Source organism: Roseivirga pacifica (assembly GCF_900111145.1).
Classification (GTDB): Bacteria; Bacteroidota; Bacteroidia; order Cytophagales; family Cyclobacteriaceae; genus Roseivirga; species Roseivirga pacifica.
The window spans coordinates 38,135-55,272 of sequence record NZ_FOIR01000004.1 but is presented as its reverse complement, the minus strand read 5'-3'; the positions used below and the strand labels follow the sequence as shown (position 1 = coordinate 55,272).

General features: G+C 41.7%; 16 protein-coding genes and 1 tRNA gene. 16 read left to right on the top strand and 1 reads right to left on the bottom strand.

Annotated features, from left to right (window positions below):
• The first annotated feature begins 21 nt into the window (after positions 1-21).
• From tsaD to BMW98_RS17315, 7 genes are all read left to right on the top strand, one after another.
• Entirely contained in the window at positions 22-1,044 is a 1,023-nt protein-coding gene (gene tsaD / locus BMW98_RS17345) for a tRNA (adenosine(37)-N6)-threonylcarbamoyltransferase complex transferase subunit TsaD (RefSeq protein WP_090260254.1), read from the top strand.
• Entirely contained in the window at positions 1,041-1,436 is a 396-nt protein-coding gene (locus tag BMW98_RS17340) for a thioesterase family protein (protein ID WP_090260253.1), read from the top strand. Before tsaD ends, BMW98_RS17340 begins: the two co-directional genes overlap by 4 nt.
• Entirely contained in the window at positions 1,437-1,904 is a 468-nt protein-coding gene (smpB, locus tag BMW98_RS17335; protein ID WP_090260252.1) for an SsrA-binding protein SmpB, read from the top strand.
• Positions 1,901-2,692: a C40 family peptidase gene (locus BMW98_RS17330; RefSeq protein ID WP_245733639.1), complete on the top strand. Its 792-nt coding sequence runs from the start codon at positions 1,901-1,903 to the stop codon at positions 2,690-2,692. Before smpB ends, BMW98_RS17330 begins: the two co-directional genes overlap by 4 nt.
• Positions 2,689-3,189 (top strand): HNH endonuclease, encoded by a 501-nt coding sequence (locus BMW98_RS17325; protein WP_090260251.1) that lies wholly within the window; start codon positions 2,689-2,691, stop codon positions 3,187-3,189. The genes BMW98_RS17330 and BMW98_RS17325 overlap by 4 nt, the downstream gene beginning before the upstream one ends.
• A 99-nt stretch (positions 3,190-3,288) precedes the next feature.
• Positions 3,289-3,894, top strand: coding sequence for a hypothetical protein (locus BMW98_RS17320; RefSeq protein ID WP_090260250.1), 606 nt, complete (start codon positions 3,289-3,291; stop codon positions 3,892-3,894).
• A 225-nt stretch (positions 3,895-4,119) separates the two neighbouring features.
• Positions 4,120-4,524 (top strand): hypothetical protein, encoded by a 405-nt coding sequence (locus BMW98_RS17315; RefSeq protein WP_090260249.1) that lies wholly within the window; start codon positions 4,120-4,122, stop codon positions 4,522-4,524.
• A 78-nt stretch (positions 4,525-4,602) separates the two neighbouring features.
• On the opposite strand, the gene BMW98_RS20520 is transcribed toward BMW98_RS17315, so the two are convergent.
• Positions 4,603-4,740, bottom strand: coding sequence for a hypothetical protein (locus tag BMW98_RS20520; RefSeq protein WP_162844609.1), 138 nt, complete (start codon positions 4,738-4,740; stop codon positions 4,603-4,605).
• Between the two features lie 107 nt (positions 4,741-4,847).
• On the opposite strand from BMW98_RS20520, the gene rpsA reads away from it, so the two are divergent.
• The 9 genes from rpsA to BMW98_RS17270 all read left to right on the top strand — a co-directional run bounded on the left by rpsA (position 4,848) and on the right by BMW98_RS17270 (position 17,133).
• Positions 4,848-6,839, top strand: a complete 1,992-nt coding sequence (rpsA, locus tag BMW98_RS17310) for a 30S ribosomal protein S1 (protein ID WP_090260248.1) — start codon at positions 4,848-4,850, stop codon at positions 6,837-6,839.
• Positions 6,840-6,994: 155 nt separating this feature from the next.
• A tRNA-Cys gene (locus BMW98_RS17305) sits at positions 6,995-7,065 on the top strand.
• A gap of 655 nt (positions 7,066-7,720) precedes the next feature.
• On the top strand, positions 7,721-8,968 hold the full coding sequence (locus tag BMW98_RS17300) for a c-type cytochrome (RefSeq protein WP_090260247.1): 1,248 nt from the start codon (positions 7,721-7,723) through the stop codon (positions 8,966-8,968).
• A 32-nt stretch (positions 8,969-9,000) separates the two neighbouring features.
• Positions 9,001-12,114, top strand: coding sequence for a TAT-variant-translocated molybdopterin oxidoreductase (locus BMW98_RS17295; RefSeq protein ID WP_090260246.1), 3,114 nt, complete (start codon positions 9,001-9,003; stop codon positions 12,112-12,114).
• 18 nt (positions 12,115-12,132) lie between these two features.
• Positions 12,133-13,497 carry an NrfD/PsrC family molybdoenzyme membrane anchor subunit gene (gene nrfD, locus BMW98_RS17290; protein WP_090260245.1) on the top strand — a complete coding sequence of 455 codons (1,365 nt, stop codon included), beginning with the start codon at positions 12,133-12,135 and terminating at the stop codon, positions 13,495-13,497.
• Positions 13,497-14,030, top strand: coding sequence for a DUF3341 domain-containing protein (locus tag BMW98_RS17285; RefSeq protein WP_090260244.1), 534 nt, complete (start codon positions 13,497-13,499; stop codon positions 14,028-14,030). Before nrfD ends, BMW98_RS17285 begins: the two co-directional genes overlap by 1 nt.
• Before the next feature lie 13 nt (positions 14,031-14,043).
• Positions 14,044-14,661 carry a c-type cytochrome gene (locus BMW98_RS17280; protein ID WP_090260243.1) on the top strand — a complete coding sequence of 206 codons (618 nt, stop codon included), beginning with the start codon at positions 14,044-14,046 and terminating at the stop codon, positions 14,659-14,661.
• A gap of 19 nt (positions 14,662-14,680) precedes the next feature.
• A complete protein-coding gene (locus tag BMW98_RS17275) occupies positions 14,681-16,078 on the top strand; it encodes a quinol:cytochrome C oxidoreductase (protein WP_090260242.1) in 1,398 nt (465 codons plus the stop codon).
• A gap of 20 nt (positions 16,079-16,098) precedes the next feature.
• Entirely contained in the window at positions 16,099-17,133 is a 1,035-nt protein-coding gene (locus tag BMW98_RS17270) for a cytochrome c oxidase subunit II (RefSeq protein WP_090260241.1), read from the top strand.
• The last annotated feature ends 5 nt before the right edge of the window (positions 17,134-17,138 follow it).

Below are 17,138 nucleotides of genomic sequence, written 5' to 3'. Positions count from 1 at the left end.
ACTTTTTAATCTTCACCGTATATGCCCACCTCGGATATCGTAATATTAGCCATTGAATCTTCTTGTGATGAGACTTCCGCAGCTATTATAGCTAACGGCAAAGTACTTAATAATTATATAGCTACGCAATCGGTGCACGAAATTTATGGCGGTGTGGTACCCGAATTGGCTAGTCGTGCGCATCAGCAAAATATTGTGCCGGTGGTAGACTTGGCTATGAAGAATGCCGGGATAAAAAAAGAAGACCTTTCGGCTATAGCCTTTACCCGTGGCCCAGGTTTGCTTGGTGCTCTGTTGGTTGGTGCCTCTTTTGCCAAATCTATGGCATTAGCATTGGGTATTCCACTGATTGAGGTAAACCACATGGAGGCGCACATTATGGCGCACTTTATTGAAGATCCTAAACCTAGCTTTCCTTTTCTGTGCCTAACCGTAAGTGGAGGCCATACACAAATTGTTTTGGTGGAAGATCATTTGAAAATGCAGGTGATTGGCGAAACAAGGGACGATGCGGTGGGAGAGGCTTTCGATAAGTCCGCTAAAATATTGGGGCTAGGCTACCCGGGTGGGCCAAAAATTGATAAACTGGCCAAGGATGGTAACCCTACCCGATTTAATTTCCCTGAAACAGAAATGCCAGGCTTCGATTATAGCTTTAGCGGAATAAAAACGGCCATTCTCTACTTTTTGAGAGATGAGGTGAAGAAGGATCCAGATTTTGTAGAGAAGAACTTAAACGATATTACGGCCAGTATTCAGCATGCGTTAATTAATATGTTGCTGCAGAAATTCAGAAAGGCTGCACGCAAACACAAAGTCAAGGAGGTTGCTTTGGCGGGTGGTGTTTCGGCCAATTCTGGTTTGCGCAATGCCCTGACCGAAATGGCTGCGAAGGAAGGCTGGCAAACTTTTATTCCCGCTTTTGAATATTGTACTGATAATGCTGGAATGATTGCCATGGCCGCGCACTACAAGTTTCTGGCGAATGAGTTTGTGGGGCAAGAAGTGAGCGCATTGCCGAGAATGAAAATTGGTATTAAGTGAAAAAAGTATTCAACCCAGGCGATGTAAAAGTGCATAAATGCACTGTAGAGCAGACGCATACGGCAACCTTCGATGCAGGAATGGTGCACCCAGTTTGCAGCACCTTTTTTCTAGCCAAAGAAATGGAATGGGCTAGCAGGCTTTTTGTGCTAGAGATGACCGAAGCCGATGAGGAGGGGATAGGCACCATGCTACAAATAGAGCATAGAAGCCCGGCCTTGGTGGGCGATCAACTCGAAATTAGTGCAACAGTAAACAGCTTTGACCGAAATGAACTGATTTGCGATATTTTGGTTAAAGTGGGGGATAGAATTATTGCTGAGGGAAAAACAGGGCAAAAAATTCTGAAGAAGGAAAAATTAAATCGAATATTCAGTAGTTTAGGCAGATAGATGGCAAAGCAGAAGGAAAGATTTTCTAAGAATATCAGTATTAAAAATAGAAAGGCGAGCTACGAGTTTGAGTTTATTGATGACTACGTGGCGGGCATGCAGTTGATGGGTACTGAAATAAAGTCGATTCGTGAAGGGAAGGTGAACTTGCAGGATGCTTACTGCTACTTTAAAAATGGTGAACTTTTTGTGAAGCAAATGCACATTTCGCCATACGTGCAGGGCACCCACTATAACCACGAAATTGATAGGGAAAGAAAGTTGTTGTTGAATAAAAGAGAGCTTTCGCGTTTGGAAGATAAGTCGAAGGAAAAAGGACTTTCTATAATACCTACTAAGCTCTTTATTAACGATAGGGGCTTTGCCAAACTGGCCATTGTGCTGGCGCGCGGTAAAAAACTGCACGACAAGCGCGATAGCATCAAAGAAAAGGATGTAAAACGAGACTTAGAAAGGATCAGGTTTTGATAGAAACAATTGGGTATGGAGTTATTCGGCTACCGCTAATTCCGGTTAGGTCTGAACCTGCCGATGCTGCCGAGATGATTACCCAATTACTCTTTGGTGAGCATTATCGTGTGCTCGAAATATCCGATAACAAGAAATGGGTTCGTATTCAGAATGCGGCTGATAACTACTTGGGCTGGATTGACAAGAAGCAGCACTACGACATATCGCGCGAATACTTTGACCAAATAAGCAATACGGAGTACCGAATTTGCACCGACCTTTTTTCTCCTGTGTTCTTTCAGAAAAAAAGATTGAACATCACTTTTGGTGCGGTGCTGCCATTGCTTAACAATCCGCTTTTTCGCGATGAGGAAAGCCTGGCCTTTAATGGTGAATCAAAAAGCCTTTTTCAAAAACTAGATGCTGAAGCTTTGGTGGAGTTTGCCAAAAAGTTACAGTTTAGTCCGTATCTGTGGGGCGGCAAGTCTCCGCTAGGCATTGATTGTTCTGGGCTAACACAGCTAGTTTACAAGGTGGCAGGCTTCGATTTGCCACGCGATTCTTCTCAGCAGATTTTGGAAGGTAAAGAAGTGTCTTTTGATGAGGCCAAAGCTGGTGACTTGGCATTCTTCACCAATGCGGAAGGTAAAATGAACCATGTGGGAATGGTTGTGGCACCCGGTGAAATAATTCATGCCTCGGGCTATGTGCGTATTGACAGATTGGATACAAAGGGTATCTTTAATGATGAACAAAAAGTGTATACACACACTTATTTTAAGTTAAAAAGATATTTGAAGGAATAATGAAACGCGTTCTCGTACTGAATCAGGATTACAGCCCTATCTCAGTTTGCTCTGCAGAACGCGCCTTCTTACTGCTCTATCTCCAAAAAGCAGAGCTTGTACATGACGATCCCGAAAACAAGATCCGCAGTATCAATACCGCCTATCCCATGCCCTCTGTAATTCGCCTGCAGCAATACATTAGCATTCCTTATAAAAGTGTGTTGCTGTCAAGGCAAAACGTGTTTAAGCGTGACTCAAACCAGTGCCTGTATTGTGGTAATGGTAAAGATCTAACCTTAGACCATGTTTTACCGAAATCGCGTGGAGGCCAAAGCACTTGGACGAACCTGGCCACAGCCTGCAAAAAATGTAACTCAATAAAAGGAGATAAAACCCCAGAAGAAGCAAAAATGCCTTTAGCACAAAAGCCTTTTAGACCAACCTATGTAATGTTCGTGCGCAACTTTAGTGGTTTTACTTCTAAAGATTGGCTGAAGTATTTGGGGGTGAATTAGGGTGCAGTAAAGTACTATTTTAGTCTTAGTCTGTCTGACAGCAGGCAGAAGTTTTTTTGGATTACACCAAATCTTTAAGAGCTATTTTAAAATGATGTTATGAGATATTCAATAGTGTTTTTTTATTGCTTCATTGGCGTGGTTAAAGGGTATAGTCAAAATTTTGAGCAATTAGCCTATACCTACTTTTGTGAAAATATTTATGGAAGTAAAATCAAAGAATTTGTGATTCCGCTTGAAAGAGATGATTCCAAAATATTCTTGTTACCACCATCAAACTTGTCTCCTGAATTTTATGAAAACGGGCTATTTAAAGGAGTTTCAATTTATGCCGATTTACGCATTTCAGAATTTAGTTTACCAAGGTTTAATAAAAGCTCATTAAACCTATATTTTGACGGAAATGAAGAGTCTGATGAATACCAGATGGAGAAAGGGTTTTTGGATTATTTTTTGAGTAACTCCAAAAAACAAGTTTCAACTAAGATGTTGTCAAAATTGAATGTTGCTGGTGTAGACTCTAGCGATCCTCAACAACTAGATAGCATCCTTGAGAGAGACTTTTTTTTATTGCGAATTGGTAGAAGTCTTAATTTTCAGGATAAGAACCTCGTTCAGCTGAACATTGATGACAATAGAGATAATTCAATCAAAATATATATATTATTTAATTCCAAAGCCGAAGTCTTAGAAGTTCACTATTAGTTTTCCCCCGCTAGTCTTAGCGTCACGCTGAGACCAATTCTTAAGTATTTAGATATCTTTTTATACCGGCAATTTATAAGGTTATGCAATATCTGGCTGGTAGAAGGCCGGTCTAAGTAGTCATCTTGGGTTGTACTAAACTGGCTGTACTTCAATTAGTTTGGTATGTAGTTATTTGTTATTTGAATTAAATAATTTAATATTTACAACAAATAACCAATCATCATGAAGCTTCACACACGCTTTTTGGCTGTTATGCTATTGGCCATTTGTTGCCTGTCTTCTTGCGAAGGACCTATAGAAGATGTTACTCCTGAAGATATGGAGTTAAGGGTTTCCACTCAGGAGCCTGTTATTGGTGAATCCACTGTTACATTCAAAGGAACATTAGAAAACTTACCACCAGATACTCAGGTAGAGTATGGGTTTATGTGGTATGCAAAAGATAATGATGAAGATGTAAAGCGGGTAGTAATTGGTAAGCGTGTGGTAAAAGGTGCTTTTCAATCTACGCTGGTAGACCTGCCAAAAGAGAAGGACTTGGTGGTTTGTGCTTACGTAATTAACTCGCACACCACTTGGGACGAAGAAGTAACCGGTGAAGAGCGCGACTTCTGGTGGAATCTTTAGTGTTTATGGTTTTACTTATGCTCACCCTGATTTTCTAAAGGGATGCCAATTATTTGTTTTAACTTCTCCGAATTAGCTTTAGTCCTCGGCCACCTGTCTTCCGTTATCTAGCTTCCGACTTCCGACTTCGGACTCCTGTCTTCCGTCTTCCGTCTCCCCGCTAATTCCTCCATCAACTACTTTATTTTCAAATAATTCCTTACCTTTGCACTCCATTTCGGGTGAAGTGGGCTTTTCGCACAGAAAAGTAATGTAAAACAAAAGGCCAACGGAGCGCCTTGCTCAGCCTCCGACTGGTGTAAAACCTAGAGCAACTGAATATCATGTCAGAAGAAAAAAAAGCGCCTGAAGCTGAAGTAGAAAACACAGCAGCTGAGGCAACCCCTGCAGCAGAAACTGCAAAAGCTCCTGAGAAACCTGCTAAAAAAGCCGCCCCTGCTCAAGAAGAGTTTGACTGGGAAGCGTTTGAAACAAAAGGTTTTGGTGAGGGCTACAACAAAAAGCAAAGAGAAGAATTAGCTTCTGTTTACGAAGAAACGCTTACTACTATTGAAGAGAAGCGCGTTGTTCACGGTAAAGTTGTTTCTATCAGCGATAGAGACGTAGTGTTGAACATTGGCTTCAAATCTGATGGTTTGGTGAGTTCATCTGAATTCAGAGATACTCCAGACCTAAAAGTAGGTGATGAAGTAGAAGTTTACATCGAAGAGCAAGAAAACGCTCAAGGACAATTGGTGCTTTCTAGAAGAAAAGCAAAGATTGTTCGTGCTTGGGAATTGATTCAGGATGCCTTGGAGAACGACAAAGTAATCGAAGGTTACGTGAAGAGAAGAACAAAAGGTGGTTTGATCGTAGACGTTTACGGTGTAGAATCATTCTTGCCAGGTTCTCAAATCGATGTGAAGCCTATCAGAGACTTTGATGTTTTTGTAGGTAAGAAAATGGAAGTAAAAGTTGTGAAGATAAACTACGCTAACGATAACGTAGTAGTATCTCACAAAGTATTGATCGAGAAAGATCTAGAGCAGCAAAAAGCTGAAATCCTTGAAAACCTTGAAAAAGGACAGGTACTAGAAGGTGTGATCAAGAACATGACCAACTTCGGTGTATTCATCGACCTTGGTGGTGTAGATGGTCTACTTCACATTACAGACATTTCATGGGGTAGAATTAACGACCCAGCTGAGGTATTGAGCCTTGACGAGAAAGTGAATGTAGTAGTACTTGACTTTGACGATGACAAGAAGCGTATCTCATTGGGTATGAAGCAGCTTACTGAGCACCCTTGGGATAAATTGGAAGCAACTGTTGAGGTTGGATCAAAAGTTAAAGGTACAATTGTTAATGTTGCCGATTACGGTGCATTCCTTGAGTTGTTCCCTGGCGTTGAAGGTCTAATCCACGTTTCTGAAATGTCTTGGTCTCAGCACTTGAGAAACCCTCAAGACTTCATTAGCGTTGGCGATGAGCTAGAAGCTGTTGTATTGACTATCGACAGAGAAGAAAGAAAAATGTCTCTTGGTATCAAGCAATTGACTGAAGATCCTTGGACTAAGCAAGATGTATTGACTAAGTACGGAGTAGGTACAAACCACACTGGTATTGTAAGAAACCTAACCAACTTCGGTCTATTCATTGAGCTTGAAGAAGGTATCGATGGTTTGGTACACGTTTCTGACCTTTCTTGGACTAAGAAAATCAAGCACCCATCTGAGTTTGTTAAGGTAGGTGATGAACTAGAAGTTCAAGTACTTGAGTTGGATATCGACAACAGAAGATTGGCACTAGGTCACAAACAATTGGAAGAAAACCCTTGGGATACTTTCGAGTCAGTGTTTACACCTGGTAGCACTCATAAATGTTCTGTGATTTCTAAGAACGACAAAGGCGCTACTTTGGAGCTCCCTTACGGTATCGAAGGTATCGCTACGAACAAAAACTTGAAGAAAGAAGACGGTTCTTACGCTGAAGTAGGAGAGACTTTGGACTTTGTAGTTGTTGAGTTCTCTAAAGAAGATAAGCGAATCGTTCTTTCTCACGTGTACACTTATGCTGCTCCTGCAGAGAAGTTGACTAAGAAGAAGCCTACAGGCGGTTCTGCTAAAGCTAAAGCTAAATTGAGAAACACTGGTGCAGAAGAAGTTGCTACACTAGGAGATCTTGATGCACTTTCTGCTCTTAAAGCTGAAATGGAAGATAACACCAAGAAAGCTAATGAGAAGAAAGCAGCTGCAGCTAAGAAAAAAGCTGAGCCTAAAGCTGAGGAAGCCTCTGAAGAGGAGTCTAAAGAAGAGTCTTCTGAGGAAGAAAAATAAGATAAAGCTACATAAAGCTTAGAATTGAAAGCGCCCACTGGTTGGGCGCTTTTTTTATGTGTTTAAAACTGAATGAATTACTGAAAGTAATGCCTTTTTTACTACAGAAAGGTTTGTGCTATAAGGGTAATTTAATACCTTTGCGCTTCGCAAATGGCGCTGTGGCCGAGTGGCTAGGCAGAGGTCTGCAAAACCTTGTACAGCGGTTCGAATCCGCTCAGCGCCTCAACTTATCAAAAGCAACCTCAAAAGGGTTGCTTTTTTTGTTTTGGGGCGGCTTTCGTTAGGTTTAGCTTACTTCTTGTTTTTCGTCTTGAAGAGCTGTTCTAAAGGCTAAAAGCGTTTCTATTCTGAGGGAAAGTATGCGGGTACTTCTTTCTCTTTACTAGTGCAGAAGAGAAGGGGAGAGGAGTTATATAAGGACTGTCCTTCTTGTGTTTTTAGTCTCTTCCGTAGGTAAGTAGGAGTGGTTTAGTGCTGGTTGTTCAATGATAATAATGGTTTTCCATTGGTCAGATGTTCAATAGGGGCTAATATCAGGTTTTCAGTTGGTTAGCTATTTGTATATGACGTTTATCCCAGAAATCTGCGCTATCTCCCTTGTATCGGCTTTTTAGCTTTCATTTAACTTAAATTCTACTTGCTTATTTCAAAAGGTTTCAAATAGCCCTTATAAGGGCTTTATTTATATTTGTTCTAAATAAGAATTGATCCTATTTATTTGATGTAACTACCTGATATAAAGGAGTATAAAAGAGCTTTCGTGGAAACTTATCACCCGTTTTTGTCGCAGATATTTTGTTTGAAAAACGGGCTTCCAATACTACCTTTGCCAACAGATTTGAAGGAAAAGTCCGTCCGTGATTAAAACTACGAATTACATGTTAGCAAAAAGGATTATAGTACGCTTCGCGGCAGCATGCTTGTTTGTATGCTGTTTTGTTTTTTCTGGGGTGCAAGCCTACGCCCAGAGAGATGCCGTACCTACTGATGAGGCGATCATTGCAGAAGGGGAGAAACTCTTTAGCGAATGGGCGTGTAACACTTGTCACAGGGTAGATCAAAAACTTGTTGGTCCAGCCCTTAAAGGTGTTTACGACAGAAGAAGTATTGATTGGATTTATCAGTTCGTTCAGAACTCTCAGCGTTTAATTGCTTCGGGCGATGCTCAGGCAAACGCTATTTACGAAGAGTTCGGTGGTTTGCAGATGCCGTCTCACGATTTGACAGACGATCAGGTTTTGTCAATCATGGCTTATGTGCGCCACACAGAGGAGAATCCTCCTGCTGCCGCAGCTGCTACCGATACTGCTGGTGACGGAACACAGGTTGCTGCCGAAGGCGGTATCCCTTCTAAATACTTGAACATTATTATAGGTGCGCTCATTGTGGTGCTAGTGCTTATTCTTATAGTGCTAGGCCTAATCATTGGTGTGCTGAAGAAATATCTTCAGGATAAAGCTGATTTGGACGAGGAAGACCAAGAGGTGGTGAACGAGAAGTTCGACCTTATGGCCTTTGTAAAAAGCCCAACAGTAATTGGTATTATTACCTTCTTGGTAATTGTATTGGCTGCCAAAAACGTAATCGATGGTTTGTATACTGTAGGTGTACAGCAAGGTTATCAGCCAACGCAACCAATTGCTTTCTCTCACAAAATTCACGCTGGTCAGTACGAAATCGACTGTCAGTACTGCCATACTGGTGTTGAGATTGGCAAGAATGCCAACATTCCTTCAGTAAACATCTGTATGAATTGCCACAGCGCTATTAAGACGGATTCTCCTGAAATTCAAAAACTTTATGCTGCTCAAGAAAGCGGAGAGCCTATTGAGTGGGTAAGAATTCACAACCTTCCTGACTTGGCTTACTTTAATCACTCTCAACACGTAAATGTGGGTGGTATTGCTTGTCAAACTTGCCACGGTGAGATTCAGGAAATGGAAGTGGTAAAACAACATGCTCCATTAACTATGGGATGGTGTATCGACTGTCATAGAAACACTAGCCTTAATACTAAGGGCAATGGTTACTACGACAAGTTGGTTGAGCTACATAACTCAAACGCTGCTACACCTATGAAAGTGACCGATATTGGCGGACTTGAATGTGCTAAGTGTCACTATTAATTAAAGAATTCTCGATTTCTGATTGATATAAGATGAAAGAAAATCAAAAGACCTACTGGAAGGGAATTGAACAACTAAAGAACGATCCTGAATTCGTTAAGAAGAATGAAGGTGAGTTTCCGGAGTATCTTCCAATTAATGAGCAAAGCTCTGAAGCTAATGGCCGAAGAGACTTCTTAAAGTTAATGGGATTTGGTATCGCAGCAGCTTCTTTAGCAGCTTGTGAGGCTCCGGTAAGAAAAGCTATCCCTTACTTGAACAAACCAGTTGATGTTGACCCTTCTGTACCTAACTACTACGCTTCTACCTATGTAAATGGTGGAGATGCCGTAAGTGTTGTGGTAAAAACAAGAGAAGGTAGACCAATTAAAGTTGAGGGTAACAAATATTCATCAGTATTTAAAGGTTGTACATCTTCTCACGTAGAAGCTTCTGTACTTTCTCTATACGATAAAGAGCGTTTAGTAGGGCCAACAAAAGGCGGTGCTGAAGTTGATTGGAATACTTTAGATAAAGAAGTAACTGCTCAGCTAGGTAAAATTGCTGCTTCAGGTGGACAGATCAGAATTGTGAGTAACACAGTTTTGAGCCCAACTACTAAAAAGGCAATCGAAGAATTTAAGGCGAAATACCCAACTACGCAGCATGTAGCCTACGATCAGGTTTCTGCGTACGGAATCACTAAGGCTAACGAAGCTTCGTTTGGTCAGGCAATTGTTCCTTCTTACGATTTTAGTAAGGCGAAAACAATTGTGGGTGTTGCTGCTGATTTCTTGGGAACTTGGTTCTCTCACGTTGAATTCAACAGGCAATATGCCGAGACTAGAAGAATCAGTGCGGAGCACAGAGAAATGTCTAGGCATTTTCAATTCGAAACAAACCTGTCTCTTACAGGTGCAAATGCTGACTACAGAACGCCAGTTAAACCTTCTCAGGTAGGTGGTGTAGTAGCAGCTATATATAATGGTATCGCTAAGTTGGCTGGTCAGGCGAGCGTAAGCTCTAGCTTTAAGGCTAGCGATGTGCAATACCTAGACAAAGCTATTAAAGAGCTTTGGGCAAATAGAGGTAAGTCTTTACTAGTATCAGGGTCTAACGACTCGGCTGTTCAGATTTTGGTTAACGGTATTAACCAAATGTTGGGCAACTACGGTACTACTATCGATCTTGCTCAGCCAATGCTTTACCGTCAAGGTAATGACATGGCAATGAATACTTTTGCTAAAGATTTAAGTGCAGGTAGAATCGGTGGTGTTATCTTCTTTAACTGTAACCCAGTATACGATTCTGCAGAAGGCGCAGCTATTGCCAAAGGATTGGCTAAAGCTAGCCTAACAGTTTCTACTTCGGACAGAATGGATGAGACTGCTGCCGCTGTTACTTACGTAGCACCAGACCACCACTATTTAGAGCAGTGGAACGATGTAGAGGTTAAGCCAGGTAAATTCAGCATGGTTCAGCCTACAATTGCTCCTTTGTTCAAAACACGTCAGGCTCCTGAGTCTTTCTTGAAGTGGGCAGGTCAAACAGTAGAATATTACACTTACCTTCAGAATAACTGGAAAGAGACCTTCTTTGCTCAGCAGAGCGTGACCTCAGACTTCCAGACTTTCTGGGATAAAACATTGTTCGATGGTGTATTCGAGGTTGCAGTAGAAGCTCGTGACGTTACTTACAGCGCTGAGCCGGTTGCTCAAGCCGCCAACAGCATTGCGCAGAACTACAAAGTACAAGGTCAAGGTTTAGAGCTAGCCCTTTACGAAAAAGTAGGTTTGGGTAACGGTACAATGGCTAACAACCCTTGGTTGCAAGAGCTTTCTGACCCAATTTCTAAGGCAACTTGGGATAACTACTTGACTATTTCAATGGCTTACGCAAATGAGCTAGGAATTGAAATGGTAGATGGCGAAACTGAATTAGTGACCTTAACTGTAGGTGGTAATTCAGTAGAAGTGCCTGTTTTGATACAGCCAGGACAAGCTGACGGTACCGTTGGTTTGGCAATTGGTTACGGTAGAACAAGTGCCGGTAAAGTAGGTAATGGCGTGGGTGTAAATGCTTACCCTTTCATTACTAAGCTTAATGGTGCTAACACCATGGATGTACTTGCTGGTGTAAGCGTAGAAAAAACTGGTAAGAAATATAAGTTGGCGCAAACACAAACGCACCAGACTTATATGGAACGTGAAAACGTAATTCAAGAGGCAACACTACCTGAGTATAAGAAAGATACTGCTGCAGGTCGTTGGAGCCCGAAAATCTATAAAGAAGGTGAGTACATTAAGCCTTCAAAAATTACACTTTGGAGTGGTCACGAGTACAATAACCACCACTGGGCGCTTACAATCGACATGAATACATGTACAGGTTGTTCTGCTTGTGTGGTTGCTTGTCAGGCCGAAAACAACATTCCTGTTGTTGGTAAAGAAGAAGTGCTTAACCGCAGAGAAATGGCATGGTTGCGTATCGATAGATACTATTCTGCTGCTAACCCTGCTGGTAATAAGAAGGAATTGGAAGAAGCATCTGCTAACCCAGAGGTTACTTTCCAACCAATGATGTGTCAGCACTGTAACAATGCTCCTTGTGAAACTGTATGTCCGGTTGCAGCAACCACACACAGTACAGAAGGTCTAAACCAAATGACTTACAACAGATGTATTGGTACACGTTACTGTGCTAACAACTGTCCTTATAAAGTAAGACGATTCAACTGGTTTAAATACCACGATAATACACAGTTCGACAAGAACCTTTCAATGAACAACGACTTGGGTAAAATGGTATTGAACCCAGACGTTACAGTTCGTGCTAGAGGTGTAATGGAGAAATGTTCAATGTGTGTTCAGCGAATTCAAGCTGGTAAACTTCAGGCTAAGAAAGAAGGCAGAAAAGTGAAGGATGGCGATATCGAGATGGCTTGTGCTTCTGCTTGTTCTACTGATGCAATGGTATTTGGTGACCTGAACGATCCGAACTCTAAGATCTCTAAACTATTGAAAGTAGAAGAGAAGGAGCCGGGTGTGAAAGCTACTGACAGAGTAATTAACGAAGACAGAGCTTACCACGTGTTGGAAGAACTAAACGTGAACCCTAACGTGTGGTACATGACCAAGATTAGAAACAAGGATAAACAAGAAGCATAATTTATAAACCGAAAGAATATGCAGGTTACTTCAACAGTAAGAAAGCCTTTAGTTACAGGTGGCAAAACGGTTCATGATGTTACGGAAGACATCTGCCGCCATGTAGAAAGCAAGCCAAACAAGTTGTGGGGAATGGCCTTCGGTATTTCCGTGATAACCCTTCTTATCGGTTCCATTGCAGTAGTTGCTACTGTGTGGAATGGTATCGGAATGTGGGGACTTAACAAAACCGTAGGTTGGGCCTGGGATATTACCAACTTTGTATGGTGGGTAGGTATTGGTCACGCAGGAACGTTGATCTCTGCCGTACTTCTATTATTCCGTCAGAAGTGGAGAATGGCGATTAACCGTGCCTCTGAAGCGATGACTATCTTCGCTGTAATTTGTGCGGCTCAGTTCCCAATCCTTCACATGGGTAGACCTTGGTTAGGTGCTTATTGGGCACTTCCGCTACCAAACACTTTCGGTTCTTTGTGGGTAAACTTTAACTCACCGCTTCTTTGGGACGTTTTTGCAATTTCAACATACTTCTCTGTTTCTCTTGTTTTCTGGTACATCGGGCTTGTTCCTGACTTTGCTTCTATTCGTGATAGAGCAAAAGGTATTAGAAAAATGATTTACGGAGCACTTTCATTAGGTTGGAATGGTGCAGCTAAAACTTGGTCACGTTACGAGTCAGTTTCGCTTGTATTGGCTGGTTTGGCAACTCCACTAGTACTTTCAGTGCACACTATCGTATCTTTTGACTTTGCAACCTCTGTAATTCCAGGTTGGCACACTACCATTTTCCCTCCATACTTTGTGGCGGGTGCAATCTTCTCAGGATTCGCAATGGTACTAACGCTAATGATTGTTACAAGAGAGGTATTTAAACTACACGATTACATAACAATGGAACACATCGAACTGATGAACATTGTAATTATTGTAACAGGTTCTATTGTAGGTATTGCTTACATCACTGAGTTCTTTGTGGCTTGGTATTCTGGTGTACCTGCAGAACAATATGCTTTCTTTAACAGAATGCAAGGACCTTACTGGTGGGCTTACTGGTCTATGATGACATGTAACGTAATCTCTCCACAGTTATTCTGGTTCAAGAAAATTAGAACCAACATTGCCGCTACTTTCATCATCTCAATTATTGTAAACATTGGTATGTGGTTCGAGCGTTTCGTGATTATCGTAACCTCGCTTCACAGAGACTTCTTGCCATCTTCTTGGGCAATGTTCTACCCAACTGTTTACGATGCAGGGGTGTATTTATTCACATTCGGTTTGTTCTTTACATGTTTCTTCCTTTTCGCGAAGTTCTTCCCTGTGATCAACATGGCCGAGGTAAAAAGTATTATCAAATCTTCATCTGAAAAAACTGCTGAATAATGAGTGACTCTAAGAATTATATCCTTGGCGTATACGATGACGAAGACGTATTGCTAAAGGCAGTTGGCAAAATCAGAGGTGCCGGTATTAAGATTGACGAGGTTTATAGCCCATTCCCAGTTCACGGTTTGGACGAAGAGCTAGGCTATAAGAGATCTCGCCTTCCTATTGCGGCCTTCATGTTCGGTGCTTTGGGTACCACTTTGGCGCTCGTTATGCAGATTTGGATGTTGGGTGTTGACTGGCCAATGATTATTGGTGGTAAGAATCACGTGGCATTGCCTGATTTTGTACCGGTAACTTTCGAGCTTACCGTACTTTTGGCGGCCTTCGGTATGGTAGGTACTTTCTTTGTTTCGAGCGATTTGAAACCTTGGAAAAAGCCTAACCTTTTGGATATCCGAATTACAGATGATAAGCACATTATGGCAATTGACCTTAGTAAGAACGGGGCAATGGCAGAAGATGTGATTTCTTCTACCCTGAAAGATTCAGGCGCTGTAGAAGTGAATAATAAACAAGTTGAAGAATAAGCTGACAGTAGTTATGATCAATAGATTAAAACAATTTCTACCACTTCTCAGCATCGTATTATTAGGTGCTTGTGCTGCCAAAGGCGATAATCCAGGTTTGGAATACGCCCCGCAGATGTACCATTCTATACCTTACGAGCCACTTACTCAAATTAAAGACAAAGAGGCTGGTTCTTGGTTGAGCAACCGTGAAGATGGACTTGGAGAATTTTATAACTCAAATGATAACAATCCATATTCACAAAATGTAAGACAACCAGTAGCAGGTACAGTTAGAAGAACCAATAATGGAATGTTGCCTTACAGACTAGGAAAAGATGATATAGAAGCTGCAGCTTTAGTTGAAAACCCACTACCAGCTTCAGATGAAGTAATTGCAGAGGGAGGAAGACTTTATAATTTGTACTGTGACCACTGTCATGGCCCAGCAGGTAAAGCTGATGGCGCTGTGGCTCCAGTATTCTTAGGTGTGCCTTCGTACACTGCTCCAGCTCAAAAGAACTTATCGCAAGGACACGTTTTCCATGTAATTACTTGGGGAATTAGAAGAATGGGAGCACATGGTTCTCAGCTTAGCGAAGAAAAGAGATGGCAAATCGCCCGTTACGTTCAAACTTTACAACAACAATAACAGATAAAGATTTTTAGGCATGGCAAAAGAAATATTTGATTTTACCGCAGGTCTTAAGAAGAAGCTAACCATCGCTTTTGTGGTGGGTGCGGTGCTGTTATTGATTGGCGCAATGTTGCCAAGTGGTGGACACCATGAAGAAGGTGGAGACCATGGAAGCGATCATGTAGAAAATACGCATGGTACTGATGACCACGCAGCAGCCGATTCGCATGACGAAGGACACGGCAACGCCTTGGCAGAAGCTTCTGGCGAGGGAGATGCAGAAGCTGGTCACGGTGGTGGCTGGTTCAAGCGTTTTAAAATTGATTTCTGGATCAACAATGTATACTTTACTGGTTTAGCAATTATTGGCTTATTCTTCTTTGCTATTCAGTATGCTGCGCAAGCAGGTTGGTCTGCATATATTTTAAGAATTCCTTTAGCAATGTCTCACTGGATTTTGCCAGCAGGTATTCTTATGGTAATTACCTACTTCCTTTTCGGTCACGATATTTTCCACTGGACACACAGTGATTTATATCCACAGTTATTAGAGAATGGTCAGCCGAACCCTCACTATGATTCTATTATTGCTGGTAAGCAAGCTTACTTCTTCTGGCCTTTAGAAGGAGGTTCATTCCCAATTTTCTTCATTCTTAGAATGGTGATTTTCTTTGGGGCTTGGTACTTGCTTTTCAGAAAACTTAGAAGCCTTTCTTTGGCGGAAGATGAACTTGGTGGCGATAGCTACTGGTTTAAAATGAGAAAAGTATCTGCGGTATTCTTAGTGATCTTCGCAGTGTCTTCTTCAGTTTCTGCTTGGGACTGGATCATGTCAATCGATACGCACTGGTTCTCTACCATGTTCGGTTGGTATGTATTCGCTAGCTGGTTCGTGTCTGGTTTGGCTTTCATTACCTTGGTAACTGTATTGTTGAAAGAAGCTGGTTACCTACCGCAGGTTACTGCTAACCACTTGCACGACCTTGGTAAATTTGTATTCGCATTCAGTATTTTCTGGACATACGTGTGGTTCTCTCAATTCTTATTGATTTACTACGCAAACATTCCAGAAGAGTCGGTATACTTTGTGGAGAGATTCCTTAGCGATCATTACTCTCCATTCTTCTTCGCAAACATTGTAATTAACTTCTTCTTGCCATTCTTGGTATTGATGACAAGAGATGCAAAACGTTTGAACGTTTTCTTAAAGCTTGTTTGTGTAATTGTATTGGTTGGTCACTGGTTAGACTTCTACCTAATGATGACACCAGGTACGCTTGGTGCTGAGGGTAAATTTGGCCTGACTGAAGTAGGAATGTATATGATGTTCGGTTCTGTATTTGTGTTTGTGGTACTTAGTGCACTATCTAAGTTCAACTTGGTGCCTAAAAACCACCCAATGTTGCCAGAAGCAAAACATCACCATATTTAAGAAATATTTACTAGACAGATATGTTCGGTTTTTATATAGCATTAGCAGTATTCTTAGTAGTAGCGATTCTGTTGTTAATCTTCAGAATTAGCCGACTAATCAATGTAGTTAAAGGAAAAGGAGAGGAGACTACACGCTCCACAAACAATACAAATGCGATTTTGATGATCGTGTTTATGGTGGGCTTCTTTGGACTTTCAGCTTGGTATTCATGGGCGCATTTCGATGCCTACGATCCACCAGTAGCTTCAGATCACGGTGTTTTGACCGATAAGTTGTTCTGGAGAACCATGTGGATCACCGGTATTGTGTTCTTTATTACCAACGTGCTTCTTTTCGTATTTGCCTACAAATACCGTTTCGATAAGAATAGAAAGGCATTATTCTACCCACACAACAACAAGCTAGAGTACTTGTGGACAGGTGTACCTGCCATTGTACTTACTTGGTTGGTTATTTCGGGCTGGATGGCTTGGGACGGCATTATGAGCGAAGCTCCTGAGGATGCAGAACAAATTGAAATTATGGGTTACCAGTTTGCTTGGTCACTTCGCTACGGTGGAATGGACAACCAAGTAGGTGACTATGACTACCGCCTGATTGATGCAGTAAATAACCACGGTCAGGACTTTTCTGACAGAGCTGGTTTCGATGACTTCCAATACAGAGATTTGGTTATACCTAAGGGTAAGCCAGTATTGCTAAAAATCAGAGCGCGCGATGTACTGCACAGTGTATACATGCCGCACATGAGATTGAAGATGGATGCCGTACCAGGTATGCCTACTCAGTTCTGGTTTGTAGCGAATAAAACAACTGCCGAAATGAGAGTTGAAGAGGGTAACCCTGACTTTAACTACGAGTTGGCTTGTACAGAAATTTGCGGTGAAGGTCACTTCTCTATGAAGAAGACAGTGACTGTACTTGAGCCGGAAGAGTACGAAAAGTGGAAGGCAGAGCAAAAAGCATGGCTTTCTAAGAATCCTGAGTACATGAGTCAGGTTCCAGATAATTTGAAGGAGTTAGCAGTTGTTACTGCTGGAATTAACGAGTAAAGAAA